The organism is Streptomyces sp. NPDC017943 (assembly GCF_044328425.1).
GTDB classification, from domain to species: domain Bacteria; phylum Actinomycetota; class Actinomycetes; order Streptomycetales; family Streptomycetaceae; genus Streptomyces; species Streptomyces djakartensis_A.
Genome location: NZ_JBIRHH010000005.1, coordinates 1 through 12,485 on the forward strand (window position 1 = coordinate 1; position 12,485 = coordinate 12,485).

Here is a 12,485-nt window from a genome sequence, read left to right on the forward strand (position 1 = left end):
GCGGTGTGGAACATCGACTCCTTCGACCAATGGGGCGTCGAACTCGGCAAGGTCCTCGCCAAGCGCGTCGAACCCGCCCTCACCGAGGGCGCGGACGTCCCCGGTCTCGACCCGTCCACGGCCGCGCTGGTGGCCGCCTACCGCAATCTTCGGGAAGTGAACTGACATGCAGATCGGTCTTGTGGGTCTCGGCAAGATGGGCGGCAACATGCGCGAGCGCCTGCGCAACGCCGGCCACACGGTCGTCGGCTACGACACCGACCCCGAGAAGTCCGACGTCGCCGGCCTGGCCGAACTGGTCAACGCGCTGGAGGCGCCCCGGACCGTCTGGGTCATGGTCCCGGCCGGCGGTGCCACCCAGCACGTCATCGACCAGCTGGCGGGCCTGCTCAAGCCGTACGACACGGTGGTCGACGGCGGCAACTCCCGCTGGACGGACGACGAGAGGCACGCCGAGGAGCTGGGCAAGCGCGGCATCGGCTTCGTCGACGCGGGTGTCTCGGGCGGCGTGTGGGGCCTGAAGAACGGCTACGCGCTGATGGTCGGCGGCGAGAAGGAGACCGTCGACCGGCTGCAACCGATCTTCGACGCGCTCAAGCCGGAGGGCCCCTACGGCTACGTCCACGCCGGCCGGGTGGGCGCCGGGCACTTCGCCAAGATGGTCCACAACGGCATCGAGTACGCCATGATGCAGGCCTACGCCGAGGGCTGGGAGCTGCTGGAGGCCGTGGACTCGGTGGACAACGTCCGCGAGGTGTTCCGGTCCTGGCAGGAGGGCACCGTCATCCGCTCCTGGCTGCTGGACCTCGCGGTCAACGCCCTCGACGAGGACGAGCACCTGGAGAACCTGCGCGGCTACGCCCAGGACTCCGGCGAGGGCCGCTGGACCGTGGAGGCGGCGATCGACAACTCCGTCCCGCTGCCCGCCATCACCGCCTCGCTGTTCTCCCGGTTCGCCTCGCGGCAGGACGACTCGCCGCAGATGAAGATGATCGCGGCGCTGCGCAACCAGTTCGGCGGGCATGCCGTCGAGTCCGCGAAGAAGGCGTAGGCGTGGGCGATCTGCTGCTGGTCCGCCACGGCGAGACGGAGTGGAGCCGGAGCGGACAGCACACCAGCTTCACCGACCTGCCGCTCACCCCGCGCGGTGAGAAGCAGGCGGCGTCGCTGGCGCCGCTCCTGGCGGACCGCTCCTTCGCCCTGGTCCTCACCAGCCCGCTCGGCCGTGCCGTGCGCACCGCCGAGCTGGCGGGGGTGACCGGGGCGGAGCGGGACGCGGACCTGCACGAGTGGTACTACGGCGCCTACGAGGGCGTCACCACCGAGGACATCCACCGCACCCGCCCCGGCTGGGACCTGTGGACCGACGGCGGCCCGCCCGGGCCCGACGGCGAGCCGGGCGAGTCCCCGCAGGAGGTCGGCGCCCGCGCCGACCGGGTGCTGTCCCGGGTGACGGACGCGCTGCCGGGCGGCGACGTGCTGCTGGTGGCGCACGGCCACTTCCTGCGCGTGCTGACCGCCCGCCGGCTGGGCCTGCCCCCGGCGGAGGGCCGGCTGTTCCGGCTGGAGACGGGCACGGTGTGCCGGCTGTCGACGGAGCACGGCCGTCCGGTCGTCGCGGAGTGGAACACCCGGCCGTGACCCCCTCTCGCCGGAGGCGCACCACCGCCTCCGGCGAGACGCCCTCCGTCGGGACCGGGCAGGCCCCTTCGCTGAGGGAGAAAAGCCCGCCCGGGCTGGGTAGGCCGGTTCTGACCTCGACGGACGCGACGGAAGAGGAGCGATGGCACAGCTGCGGCAAGAGGTCGGACCGGAGGCGGCGGGGCTGGATCCGCGGGCCCTGGACCGGCTGGACGGGCACCTCGCCCGCTTCGTGGACGCGGGACGTCTGCCGGGCTTCCTGCTGTCCGTGGCCCGCGGCGGGCGCGTCGCCCACCTGACCACCCACGGCCTGCGCGACATCGCGGCCGGGCTCCCCGTCGAGCCGGACACACTGTGGCGCGTCTACTCGATGACCAAGCCGGTCACCGCGGTCGCCGTGCTGCTGCTCGTGGAGGAGGGCCGGCTCTCCCTGGACGACCCGGTCGCCACCCACCTGCCGGCCTTCGCCAACCCCCGGGTGTACGTCGGCGGCTCCGGCCCCGACGTCACGACCCGCCCGGCCGACGGCCCGATCCGCATCCGGCACCTGCTGACCCACACGGCGGGCCTGACCTTCGGCTTCTACCACACCCACCCCGTCGACGCCCTGTACCGCGCGGCGGGTCTGGAGTCGTCGGTGCCGCCGGGGGCCGACCTGGCCGGGACGATCGAGGTGTACGCGAGCCTGCCGCTGCAGTTCGAGCCCGGCACCCAGTGGAACTACTCCGTGGCCGCCAACGTCCTGGGGCGGGTCGTCGAGGTGGTCTCCGGGCAGCCGCTCGACGCGTTCTGCGCCGAGCGGATCTTCGGTCCCCTCGGGATGACCGACGCGGGCTTCCACGTCACGGACGAGCAGGCCTCCCGGCTGTGCGAGATGTACGGGGAGAAGGAGGGCGGCGGCATCGAACCGGCCCCCGGACTGCCGTTGCGCGGCCGGCCCCGCTTCCTCTCCGGCAGCGGCGGCATGGTGTGCACGGCGTACGACTACCACCGCTTCATGGAACTGCTGCGCCGCCGGGGCGAGGTGGACGGTGTGCGCCTCCTGGCCCCGGCGACGGTGGACCTGATGACGCGCAACCACCTGCCCGGCGGCGCCGACCTGCGTGCCTTCGGCAGCCGCCCCGCCCACGACGAACCGGGCAACGACGGCATGGGCTTCGGCTTCAACTGCTCCGTGGTGATCGACCCCGCCCGCACCCGGGTCCCGTCCGGGCCCGGTGCCTACGGCTGGAGCGGGGTGGCCACGACGACCTTCTGGGTCGACCCGGGGCGCGACCTGACGGTGCAGTTCATGTCGCAGGTGCGGCCCAGGACCTCGCACACGCTCTTCCAGGACCTCAGGCGGCTCGTCCACGAGGCCCTGACGGACTGAACCGCCGACGGCCGCCCGTCCGACGGGTGCCCGTGTCACTCCTCCCGGTCGAGGCCGTGCGCGCGCACGGCCTCGCGGAAGCGGTCCAGGCAGCGCCCCCAGGGCCCGGACACGCCGAAGTCGAGCAGGAGGGGCAGGAGAGCCGCGGAGAAGTCGGTGCTGGACTCCAGCGGCAGCAGCGAGGGCAGGTTGTCGATGGCGATGAGGTCCAGCGGCGGGGTGTCGCGCAGTCGGCGGGCGGGCGCGTCCCAGTCGGTGGTCTCGTCGTAGACCGGCAGGACGTTCAGCGGTGAGCCGACGTCGCAGGTCACGTCGCACAGCGTGCGCAGGCGCCGGCCGGGGTCGTCGAGGTCCGGCTCGCGGACGAAGGGCGGGACGGGGGTGGTGGCGAGCACCGCGTTCACCATCACGTCGTGCCGGAGCAGCGCCGGGCGGTCCAGGTCCCGGGTCTCGGCCAGGTCCCAGCAGGTGGGGTCGGTGCCGGCCGCCGCGAAGGCCAGGCGGGCACCGCGACCGCTGCGCCCGAGCGCACCGACGACCAGTGCGGTGAACTCCTCGTCGCCGGCAGCGGGTTCCAGCCTCTCGTCGAGTTCCTTCTTCGTCGTGGGCGTCAGCGGCGCCCGCAGCCGCCCCCGGTGCTGCAGGACGGCCAGGGCGGCCCCCAGGTACCCGGCCCAGAAGCCGAAGGCCGCCAGGCGCCGCCCGGTGTCGTCGACCAGGTACTCCAGGTCGTACAGCGCCCCGCCCCCGGCGGTGAAGCGGCGCAGCAGCCCGGCCGCCTGGGGCTGGCCCTTGTAGGCGTGACCGAAGAAGACGTGCCGGTGGGTCAGCTCGGCCGGCTCGTCGGGCAGTTCCTTCAGTCCGAGCACGACGGCGTCCGGGGGCGCCGACACCCACGAGCCGGCGGGTGCCACCCGGCAGCCGGCCGCCGCGTAGTCCTCGATCGGGAAGACGCGCTGCGGGGACTCCTCAACGGTCAGTGCCGCACCGTTCCCGACGAGCCGCCGGGCGTCGTCGGGAACGATCGGTGTGCGTCGCTCGGTCGTGCGGGCCTCGTGGCGCAGCCACAGGTGGAGCTCGGTCATACCGGGTGGGCCTCCGGACGTGAGGTGCCGGCCGCGGCGAGGCCGGCGCTCAAGGGGCGGACGTCCACGAAGCGTACGCGGCCGGGCCGCCGGTCGCGTGCGGATCGAACCAGGTCGCCCGGCGTGCCCGGGCCCGCCCCTCCGGCCGGTCAGGAGGAGCTGACCACCGCGTCCAGGTGGGGCAGGTGGTGGTCCAGCCGTTCCCGCTTGGTGCGCAGGTAGGTGATGTTGCTCTCGCACGGCGGGATCAGCAGGGGCACCTGCTCGGCGACCGCGATGCCGTGGTCGACCAGTGCCTCCCGCTTGCGCGGGTTGTTGGACATCAGCCGGACCGAGCGCACGCCCAGGTCGTCGAGGATGCGGGCGGCCACCCCGTAGTCGCGGGCGTCGACCGGCAGCCCGAGGGCGAGGTTGGCCTCCACCGTGTCCAGGCCCTCCGCCTGCAGGGCCATGGCGCGGAGCTTGGCGAGCAGGCCGATGCCCCGGCCCTCGTGCCCTCGGAGGTAGACCACGACCCCGGCGCCCTCCGCGGCGACCGCGCGCAGGGCGGCGTCCAGCTGGTCGCCGCACTCGCAGTGCTGGGAGCCGAACGCGTCACCGGTCAGGCATTCCGAATGCAGACGGACCAGGACACCGTCCGCGCCTATCTCACCGTGGACGAGGGCCACCTGTTCGTCCCCGCGGTCGTGGTCGAGATAGCCGACGGCCTGGAATTTCCCGTAGACGGTGGGCAGGGGGGCATTCACGACGCGTTCCACGCCGGTCCGCTGCGGGGACTTCTTGCCGAGTACGCCCATTTTTTCTGTCATGATTCTCGAGTTCCTAAGCAGAGACGAAAGGCCGTGACGTGATGAGTGATCTGGTGCCGGCGGACACCACGGAAGACGTACGGATGCGGGGAGCCGGTGTCTCACGGCAGGTCGCGGTGCTTCCCGTGGGGAGCTTCGAGCAGCACGGTCCGTACCTCCCGCTGGCGACCGACACCCTCGTCGCCTGTGCCGTCGCGCGGGAGATAGCCGGCGCGTACCCGGTGCACCTCCTTCCTCCGGTGACGATCTCCTGCTCGCACGAGCACGCGGCCTGGCCGGGGACGGTGAGCATCTCGGCGGTGACCCTCCACGCGGTGGTGCGGGACATCGCGGCCTCGCTGCGCCGCTCCGGGGTCGAGGCCCTGGTGGTGGTCAACGGGCACGGCGGCAACTACGTGCTGGGCAACGTCGTCCAGGAGGCCTCCGCCCGCGGGGAGCGGATGGCCCTCTTCCCGGCCGCGGAGGACTGGGAGGCGGCGCGCCGGCGGGCGGGCGTGGTCACCTCGCTGCTGACCGACATGCACGCGGGGGAAATCGAGACGTCCGTCCTGCTGCACGCTCATCCCGAAATGCTCCGGCCCGGATATGAGACTTCCGATTTCGTCGCTGACGACCGTCGCCATCTCCTCACCCTCGGCATGTCCGGCTATACCGATTCCGGTGTCATCGGGCGGCCTTCACTGGGTTCGGCGGAAAAGGGGAAGGAACTCCTGGCGAGCCTGGCGGAATCCTTCGGGACGTATTTCTCGATGATGACCTCCGACGCGTAGCCGGCCGCCGGGACGCGACCGGGCACCGGGTCCGCCGCGGCGGACCGGGTCCCGGCACGCAGTCCCGCGCACCAGCGGCCGACGAGCACGACGACGCCGGGCAGGCTCGCCACGAGGCTCAGCACCCCGTAGACCACCGCGACGGCGAGCCCTCGGCCGGCACCCAGGCCGGCGGCGCCGAACGCCCAGGCGGTGACGCCCTCCCGCGGGCCCCAGCCGCCGACGTTCAGCGGCAGGCCCATCGCCAGCAGGGCGAGGACGGCGAGGGGCAGCAGGACGGCCACGGAGGCGGCGGTCCCGGCGACGCGGGCGGCGAGGACGAACATGGCGACGTAACCCGCCAGCACCACCACGGAGGAGACGACCACCGCGGGCCCGTTGCGCCGGGACAGCAGCCCTTCCCGGGCCCCGGCGAGCGTCGCCCGCAGCCGTCCGCCCCGGCGCGGGGACCCCGCGCGGTTCATGCGCAGGGCCAGCACGACGGCGAGCGCGCCGAGGGCGGCCAGGCCCGCGAGCGGGGCGGTGTGCCGGGCCTCGGCCAGGACCGGAGACGGCATGGTCAGCAGCACCACGGCCCCGGCGGCGAACAGGGCGACCTGCCCGGCCGCCCGCTCCAGGACGACGGCCTTCACACCCCGCCGTAGGTCGCCCTCGCTCTGCCCGTGCCGCACGGCCCGGTGCACGTCGCCGAGGATGCCGCCGGGCAGGGCGGCGTTCAGGAACAGTGCCCGGTAGTAGTCGGCCACGGCCGTCCCGAACGGCAGCCGGATCCGCAGCCCCCGGGCCACGGCCGTCCACCGCCAGGCGCTGCACACGGTGGTGACGAGCCCGATGCCGAGCGCGAGCATCACGGCCCCGGCGTCGATCCGCCGCAGACCGTCCAGGAAGACCCCGGTGCCCAGGCGCCAGAACAGCACGCCGAGGATGGCGACGCCCGCGGCGGTGCCGAGGTGCGTACGGACCCTGGGCGAGGCCAGACGCGCCAGGGCGGCACGGAGGGGCCGCGCCATCGCAGCGGCCCCGCCCGACGGCACCGCGCGTACTCCCGGGGCCGGTGCGGTCATGACGCTCCGCCCACCGGAGGGCACAGGGCCAGGAGGTCGGTGTGGTGGACGGTGACGCTCAACTCGCCCGCGGCGCACGCCTCCAGCCGGTCGGCCAGATACGCGTCGGCCCGCGCCTTCAGCCCGGGCCGTTCCTCGACGGCTGCGCCGACCCAGCCCCGAAGCCACTGCTCGGTCAGCGCGGCCTGCTCCGGCCCGAGCCGCCAGGGGCTCGGATGCAGCCGGACGGTCGCGCCGTGCTCGGAGAACGCCTCGGCCGCCGCCGTCACCGCGTCGGGGCCGAGCAGGCCGTCCCGGCGCTGGTGGTCGTTGAACGCCTGCGCGATCTCCTGGTCCAGCGGGTGCGCCGGCGTCAGCTCCACGCGTCCGGCGACGGACAGGGTCAGCAGGGCGGGGCACCCCGCTCCGGCACACGCGGCGGCGAGCGTTTCGATCTCCTCGCGCGTGAGGACGTCGAGCAGGGCGGACGCGGTGACCAGGGACGCCCCCTGGAGGGCGTCCGGGGTGAGGCGGGCGACGTCGCCGCGCCGCGTCTCCACCGAGACCCGGCTGCCGTCGGCGGCCGAGCGCGGGGAGGCCACGGCGGCGAAGTGCAGCAGGTAGGGGTCGCGGTCGTGCAGGATCCAGTGCTGCGCACCGTCGAGGCGGGGCGCGAGCCAACGGCCCATCGAGCCGGTGCCGCAGCCCAGGTCGTGGACGACGGCCCCGCCCGGCCCGCCGGGCGTGTCGGCGAGCCGGGTCCGCAGCGGGTCGAGCAGATCCTGCGCCCGTGCCGCTGCGTCGGCCGGTTCGCGCAACTGCAGCCACTCCGGCGCGTAGCGCGGCGGGTCGTCGGGGTCGGCCTCGCGCAGCTTCACAGTGGGCCGCGAGCCCGGCCTGCCGCTGGGGCCGGCGCCGGGGATGACCCCGCCGGGGGTCGTCCAGGGGACGGCGGGCAGGGGGCCGTGACCGGCCTCCGCCCGCGCGGGGCCCTCGCCGCCCGCGCTCTCGTCGTCCATCGCCTCGACCGCCTCCCCGGGGCCCGGCCGCGCCGGTATCGTCCCGCTGTTCCGGGTCGTCGTCGGGTTCGTCATGCGGCCCTCCGGGGCTCGGTCGGCAGCCGGCGCAGCACCGCCGCCAGGCTCTGTGCGGTGGTCGCCCAGCCGCCGAGGGCGGCGCGACGGCTGCGGGCCGCGGCCTTGAGCCGGCGCCGTACGTCCACCTCACCGAACCAGCCGCGCAGTTCGGCGGCGATCGCGGCGGGGTTCTCCGGCGGCACCAGGATGCCGGGCACCCCGCCGTCGGGAGCGCGGCCGACCGCCTCCGGCAGCCCGCCCACGTCCGTCGCCAGCACGGGGATGCCCCGGGCCAGCGCCTCGGTCACGGCCATGCCGTACGTCTCCGCGTAGGAGGTGAGGACCATCAGGTCGGCGGTGGCGTAACTCGCGTCGAGCGCGGCGCCGGTCCTCGGCCCGGCCAGCTCCAGCCGGTCCTCCAGCCCGTGGCGGGCGATCAGGGACCGCAGATGTGCGACGTACTCCGGGTCCTGGTTCAGCCCGCCGACGCACACGCAGCTCCACGGCAGGTCGGCCACCGCGGCCAGCGCCTCCACCAGCCGGTGCTGGCCCTTGCGCGGGGTGACGGCGGCCACGCACAGCAGCCGGGACACCCCGTCGGTGCCGGGTGCGAGCGGCGCGATGTCGGCACCGGGGGCCGCGACGTGCACCCGCTCGGGGGGCAGTCCGTGGTGCGCGACGAGCCGGCGGACGGCCCAGTCGCTGGTGGCGACCACCGCGGGCACCGCCCGCAGCACGGTCCGCTCCCGGGCGTCCAGTTCCGCGGCCACGACCGGGTCGAGACCGGTCTCGTCGCCGAGCGGCAGGTGGACGAGGACGGCCATGCGCAGCCGCTCCGTCTCCGGCACGACGATCTCCGGCACCCCGCAGGCCACGAGCCCGTCGAGCAGGACGACGGCCCCGTCGGGCAACGCGGCCAGCGTGCGGGCCAGTTCCGTACGGGCCTCGGCCCCGGGCCGGGGCCACTCACCGGCGACCGCGTGCTTGGTCGCCTGCCAGCCGAATCCGGGCAGGTCGAGGCAGACCCGGCGGTCGTAGGCGTTGCCGCCGCTGGGCGCCGCGGGGTCGTCGACGCCGCCCGGCAGCACGAAGTGCACGGTGCGCAGGGACATGGGGATGATCTCGGCGTTCTTCAGGGGGGCGTGCTGCACGGGAACATAATTCAGCCGCGCGGGCGCCGGCCCGCTCTGCCCGGGCCGTTCGACGGTCGTGTCGGTCACAGCGCACGCTCGTAACTCGCCCAGGCGATGTGCGACTCGTGCAGGGTGACCGCGAGGCCGGCGATGCCCTTGGCGCCCTCGCCCAGGGCCCCCTTGTGGATCCGCTCGGCGAGCCGGTCGGCGATGACCTTGGCGAGGAACTCCGTGGAGGTGTTGACCCCGGCGAAGTCCGGTTCGTTGTCGAGATTGCGGTAGTTCAGCTCGCTGACGACCGCTCCGAGTTCCTGGGTGGCGAGCCCGATGTCGACGACGATGTTGTCCTCGTCCAGCTGTTCGCGCCGGAACGTGGCGTCGACGAGGAACGTGGCCCCGTGCAGGCGCTGCGCCGGTCCGAAGACCTCGCCGCGGAAGCTGTGGGCGATCATGATGTGATCGCGGACGGTGATGCTGAACAACGGACGACCCTCCAGGTGCGGCGCGTCTGCTCCCCCGCTGATGGCTGCCGGGGATGCCGTGTAGTACGGCTCCTTCCCTTCCCCCGTTCAGTCTCCGCTACGTCTTTTTGCAAGGTCAGGCGCCGGTGTGCCGGTGACGTCCTGCACTTCCGTCACCCGTGCCGTATCGGATGCGGTGGCACAGCGCCGGGATCTCGCCCGAGGCCAGCTTCGGCAGCACGTCCGGCAGGTCCTCGAAGGCCGACTCCCCGGTGATCAGGGCGTCCAGGGCCGGGTCGGCGAGCAGGTCGAGCGCGAGGGCCAGACGGTCGGCGTAGGTGCGGCCGGGGCGGGCCGGGGAGACGGTGCCGACCTGGCTGGAGCGGATGGTCAGGCGCCGCGAGTGGAAGCCCTCGCCCAGCGGCAGGCTCACGGTCCGGTCGCCGTACCAACTCAGCTCGATGACGGTGCCCTCGGCGGCGAGGAGTTCCAGGGAGCGGGCCAGTCCCTGCTCGGTCGCGCTGGCGTGCACCACCAGGTCGCAGTCGCCGAGGGCGTCCTGTGGGGCCGCGAAGCCGACACCCAGCGCCTCGGCGATGCCGGCGCGGGACGGGTCGGCGTCGACCAGCTGAACGCGCACGCCGGGGAAGCGTCCGAGCAGGGCGGCGACCGAGCAGCCGACCATGCCGCCGCCGACCACCGCGATCCGGTCGCCGAGCAGGGGCGCCGCGTCCCACAGGGCGTTCACCGCGGTCTCCACCGTCCCCGCGAGCACGGCCCGTTCGGCGGGCACCCCGTCGGGCACGGGCGTCACGGCGCTCGCCGGCACGACGTACCGGCTCTGGTGCGGGAAGAGGCAGAACACCGTCCGGCCGGCGAGCGACGCGGGCCCCTCCTCGACCACGCCGACGCTGAGGTAGCCGTACTTGACCGGCCCCGGGAAGTCGCCCTCCTGGAACGGCGCCCGCATGGCCGTGTGCTGCCCGGCGGGCACGCCGCCGCGGAAGACGAGCGTCTCGGTGCCGCGGCTGACCCCGGAGTACAGCGCGCGGACCAGCACCTCGTCCGTGCCCGGCGTGGGCACCTCGACGTCCCGGACGACGCCCCGCCCGGGCGCGTCGATCCAGAACGCGCGTCCCGTCTGCTTCATCGAAGTCCTCCTGAACGATCGGCAACCGGCGTGCGTACCGAGGGGTGCACGGGCCGCGCACAAGGTAGCGGCCTTGATCGACTCTGTCACACGGCCGGAGGGTGTTCGGTGGCCCTGAACAACACGTACGACGCGAGGCTCGTCCAGCAGGAGACCGCCCTGGGGGCGGGTGTGCAGGTGCTGCTGCTGGCCCTGATCGGCACGGCGATCGGGATGGGCCCGGCGGGCTGGCTGAGCGGCCTCGCGTTCGCGTTCGCCACCTGGGCGGTGCTCTCGCGGGCGCTGCACCGGTCGGGTCTGCGCAGCTTCGGCGCGGCGAACCGGGTCACCCTCGGCCGGGCCACCCTCGTCGGCGGCGTCACCGCCCTCGTGGCGGACTCCTTCCGGAGTGCGCCGCCCGTGTCGCTGCTCGTCGGCCTGACCGCGGTGGCGCTGGTCCTGGACGGCGTCGACGGCAAGGTGGCCCGCCGCACCGGCACCTCGACCCCGCTGGGCGCGCGCTTCGACATGGAGGTGGACGCCTTCCTCATCCTGGTGCTGAGCGTGTACGTGTCGACGCGGCTCGGCCCGTGGGTGCTGCTGATCGGCGGCATGCGGTACGTCTTCGTCGCCGCCGCCCGGGTCTGGCCCTGGCTGACGGCGGCCCTCCCGCCGAGCACCGCACGCAAGACGGTCGCCGCGTTGCAGGGGGTGCTCCTGCTGCTGGCGGGCGCCGGACTGCTGCCGTACGCCGCGAACTTCGCGGTGGCCGCGCTGGCCCTGGCTCTGCTCGTCTGGTCGTTCGGGCGGGACGTGCTGTGGCTGTACCGCAGGCAGCGCGCCACGACCGCGCGGCGCGGGCACTCGCCGGCACCGCGCCCGGTCCCGGAACTGGTCGCGGGCTGAGCGTCACCTCCCGAACGGCCCAAGCGATTTGACAGCACGGTCCCCCACTCCCTAAATCTGTCGACATGACATCCATTTTCAAAACGGTGGAACGGTCGTGAGGGTCGCGTTCGTCGGCAAGGGCGGCAGCGGCAAGACCACGCTGTCGGCGCTCTTCTCCCGCCATCTGGCGTGCTCCGGTGCCCCGGTCCTCGCCATCGACGGCGACATCAACCAGCACCTGGCCGAGGCGCTCGGCGGCGAGGAGGTGGCGGCCCCTCCCCTCGGCGCGCACCTGACCGACATCAAGGACCTGCTGCGCGGCAGCAACCCGCGCATCCCGTCCGCCGAGGCGATGATCAAGACGACCCCGCCGGGCCGCGGCTCCCGCCTCCTGCGCCCGCTCGGCGACGACGCCCTGCACGCCCGCCATGTGGGCCGGGCCGGTGGCGTCCCGCTCATGGTCACGGGCGAGTTCGACGACGCGGACCTCGGCGTGGCCTGCTACCACTCCAAGCTCGGCGGGGTGGAGCTGTACCTGAGCCATCTGGTGGACGGCCCCGGCGAGTACGTCGTGGTGGACATGACCGCCGGCGCCGACGCCTTCGCCTCCGGCCTGTTCACCCGTTTCGACCTCACGTTCCTGGTGGCGGAACCGACCCGGAAGGGCGTGTCGGTCTACCGCCAGTACCGCGACCACGCCGAGCAGTTCGGCATCCGCATCGCCGTCGTCGGCAACAAGGTGACCTGCGAGGACGACCTGCTCTTCCTCAAGCAGCAGGTCGGGGACGACCTGCTGACGCACCTCGTGCAGTCCCCCTGGGTCCGCGCGGCGGAACAGGGCCGCACCGAACCGGGCCCCGACGCCCTGGTTTCCCTGGAACCGCACAACCTCCACGCCCTGCGCGTCCTGCGCGAGGCGGTCGACGCCGAGACCCGCGACTGGGACCGGCTGCACCGCCACGCGGTGGAGTTCCACCTGCGCAACGTCCGCGCGTGGGCGGACGCACGGACGGGCGAGGACCTGGCGGCCCAGGTCGACCCGGAGTACGTCCCGGGCCCGGCGGCGCTGGACTGAGAG

The 12,485-nt window shown here is 73.9% G+C and carries 13 protein-coding genes and 1 pseudogene; 7 read left to right on the forward strand and 7 right to left on the reverse strand.

The window, feature by feature from the left end; genetic code table 11:
* From ACH4C6_RS17040 to ACH4C6_RS17055, 4 genes are all read left to right on the forward strand, one after another.
* A partial coding sequence (locus tag ACH4C6_RS17040; protein ID WP_398109918.1) for a hypothetical protein occupies positions 1-165 on the forward strand: 165 nt, incomplete at its 5' end.
* A 1-nt stretch (position 166) separates the two neighbouring features.
* Positions 167-1,051: a phosphogluconate dehydrogenase (NAD(+)-dependent, decarboxylating) gene (gene gnd, locus ACH4C6_RS17045; RefSeq protein ID WP_398109373.1), complete on the forward strand. Its 885-nt coding sequence runs from the start codon at positions 167-169 to the stop codon at positions 1,049-1,051.
* A 2-nt stretch (positions 1,052-1,053) separates the two neighbouring features.
* Positions 1,054-1,641 carry a histidine phosphatase family protein gene (locus ACH4C6_RS17050; protein ID WP_398109374.1) on the forward strand — a complete coding sequence of 196 codons (588 nt, stop codon included), beginning with the start codon at positions 1,054-1,056 and terminating at the stop codon, positions 1,639-1,641.
* A 142-nt stretch (positions 1,642-1,783) separates the two neighbouring features.
* On the forward strand, positions 1,784-3,013 hold the full coding sequence (locus ACH4C6_RS17055; protein WP_398109375.1) for a serine hydrolase domain-containing protein: 1,230 nt from the start codon (positions 1,784-1,786) through the stop codon (positions 3,011-3,013).
* 35 nt (positions 3,014-3,048) lie between these two features.
* Here ACH4C6_RS17055 and ACH4C6_RS17060 read toward each other — a convergent pair whose 3' ends face one another.
* A complete protein-coding gene (locus ACH4C6_RS17060) occupies positions 3,049-4,098 on the reverse strand; it encodes a saccharopine dehydrogenase (protein WP_398109376.1) in 1,050 nt (349 codons plus the stop codon).
* A 149-nt stretch (positions 4,099-4,247) separates the two neighbouring features.
* Complete coding sequence (gene ribA, locus ACH4C6_RS17065) at positions 4,248-4,907, reverse strand: GTP cyclohydrolase II (protein WP_398109377.1); 660 nt, start codon at positions 4,905-4,907, stop codon at positions 4,248-4,250.
* Between the two features lie 41 nt (positions 4,908-4,948).
* Here ribA and ACH4C6_RS17070 point away from each other — a divergent pair, with 41 nt between their 5' ends.
* Positions 4,949-5,677, forward strand: a complete 729-nt coding sequence (locus ACH4C6_RS17070; protein ID WP_398109378.1) for a creatininase family protein — start codon at positions 4,949-4,951, stop codon at positions 5,675-5,677.
* Between the two features lie 155 nt (positions 5,678-5,832).
* On the opposite strand, the pseudogene ACH4C6_RS17075 reads toward ACH4C6_RS17070, so the two are convergent.
* The 5 genes and pseudogenes from ACH4C6_RS17075 to ACH4C6_RS17095 all read right to left on the reverse strand — a co-directional run.
* Positions 5,833-6,741 (reverse strand): annotated as a pseudogene (locus ACH4C6_RS17075) (lysylphosphatidylglycerol synthase transmembrane domain-containing protein); the annotation flags it as partial.
* Positions 6,738-7,814, reverse strand: coding sequence for a methyltransferase domain-containing protein (locus ACH4C6_RS17080; protein WP_398109379.1), 1,077 nt, complete (start codon positions 7,812-7,814; stop codon positions 6,738-6,740). The gene ACH4C6_RS17080 and the pseudogene ACH4C6_RS17075, both read right to left, overlap by 4 nt.
* A complete protein-coding gene (locus tag ACH4C6_RS17085; RefSeq protein ID WP_398109380.1) occupies positions 7,811-9,016 on the reverse strand; it encodes a glycosyltransferase family 4 protein in 1,206 nt (401 codons plus the stop codon). Before ACH4C6_RS17085 ends, ACH4C6_RS17080 begins: the two co-directional genes overlap by 4 nt.
* Positions 9,013-9,411, reverse strand: a complete 399-nt coding sequence (locus tag ACH4C6_RS17090) for a 6-pyruvoyl tetrahydropterin synthase family protein (RefSeq protein ID WP_384859740.1) — start codon at positions 9,409-9,411, stop codon at positions 9,013-9,015. Before ACH4C6_RS17090 ends, ACH4C6_RS17085 begins: the two co-directional genes overlap by 4 nt.
* Before the next feature lie 115 nt (positions 9,412-9,526).
* A complete protein-coding gene (locus ACH4C6_RS17095) occupies positions 9,527-10,540 on the reverse strand; it encodes a zinc-binding alcohol dehydrogenase (RefSeq protein ID WP_398109381.1) in 1,014 nt (337 codons plus the stop codon).
* A 108-nt stretch (positions 10,541-10,648) separates the two neighbouring features.
* On the opposite strand from ACH4C6_RS17095, the gene ACH4C6_RS17100 reads away from it, so the two are divergent.
* Both ACH4C6_RS17100 and ACH4C6_RS17105 read left to right on the forward strand, forming a co-directional pair.
* Complete coding sequence (locus ACH4C6_RS17100) at positions 10,649-11,425, forward strand: CDP-alcohol phosphatidyltransferase family protein (protein WP_398109382.1); 777 nt, start codon at positions 10,649-10,651, stop codon at positions 11,423-11,425.
* Positions 11,426-11,522: 97 nt separating this feature from the next.
* On the forward strand, positions 11,523-12,482 hold the full coding sequence (locus ACH4C6_RS17105; RefSeq protein ID WP_398109383.1) for an ATP-binding protein: 960 nt from the start codon (positions 11,523-11,525) through the stop codon (positions 12,480-12,482).
* The last annotated feature ends 3 nt before the right edge of the window (positions 12,483-12,485 follow it).

Bases quoted from the DNA above. Each gene is read 5' to 3' on its own strand.
- gnd (WP_398109373.1), top strand. From the start codon at position 167: ATGCAGATCGGTCTTGTGGGTCTCGGCAAGATGGGCGGCAACATGCGC.
- ACH4C6_RS17055 (WP_398109375.1), top strand. From the start codon at position 1,784: ATGGCACAGCTGCGGCAAGAGGTCGGACCGGAGGCGGCGGGGCTGGAT.
- ACH4C6_RS17060 (WP_398109376.1), bottom strand. From the start codon at position 4,098: ATGACCGAGCTCCACCTGTGGCTGCGCCACGAGGCCCGCACGACCGAG.
- ribA (WP_398109377.1), bottom strand. From the start codon at position 4,907: ATGACAGAAAAAATGGGCGTACTCGGCAAGAAGTCCCCGCAGCGGACC.
- ACH4C6_RS17070 (WP_398109378.1), top strand. From the start codon at position 4,949: ATGAGTGATCTGGTGCCGGCGGACACCACGGAAGACGTACGGATGCGG.
- ACH4C6_RS17080 (WP_398109379.1), bottom strand. From the start codon at position 7,814: ATGACGAACCCGACGACGACCCGGAACAGCGGGACGATACCGGCGCGG.
- ACH4C6_RS17095 (WP_398109381.1), bottom strand. From the start codon at position 10,540: ATGAAGCAGACGGGACGCGCGTTCTGGATCGACGCGCCCGGGCGGGGC.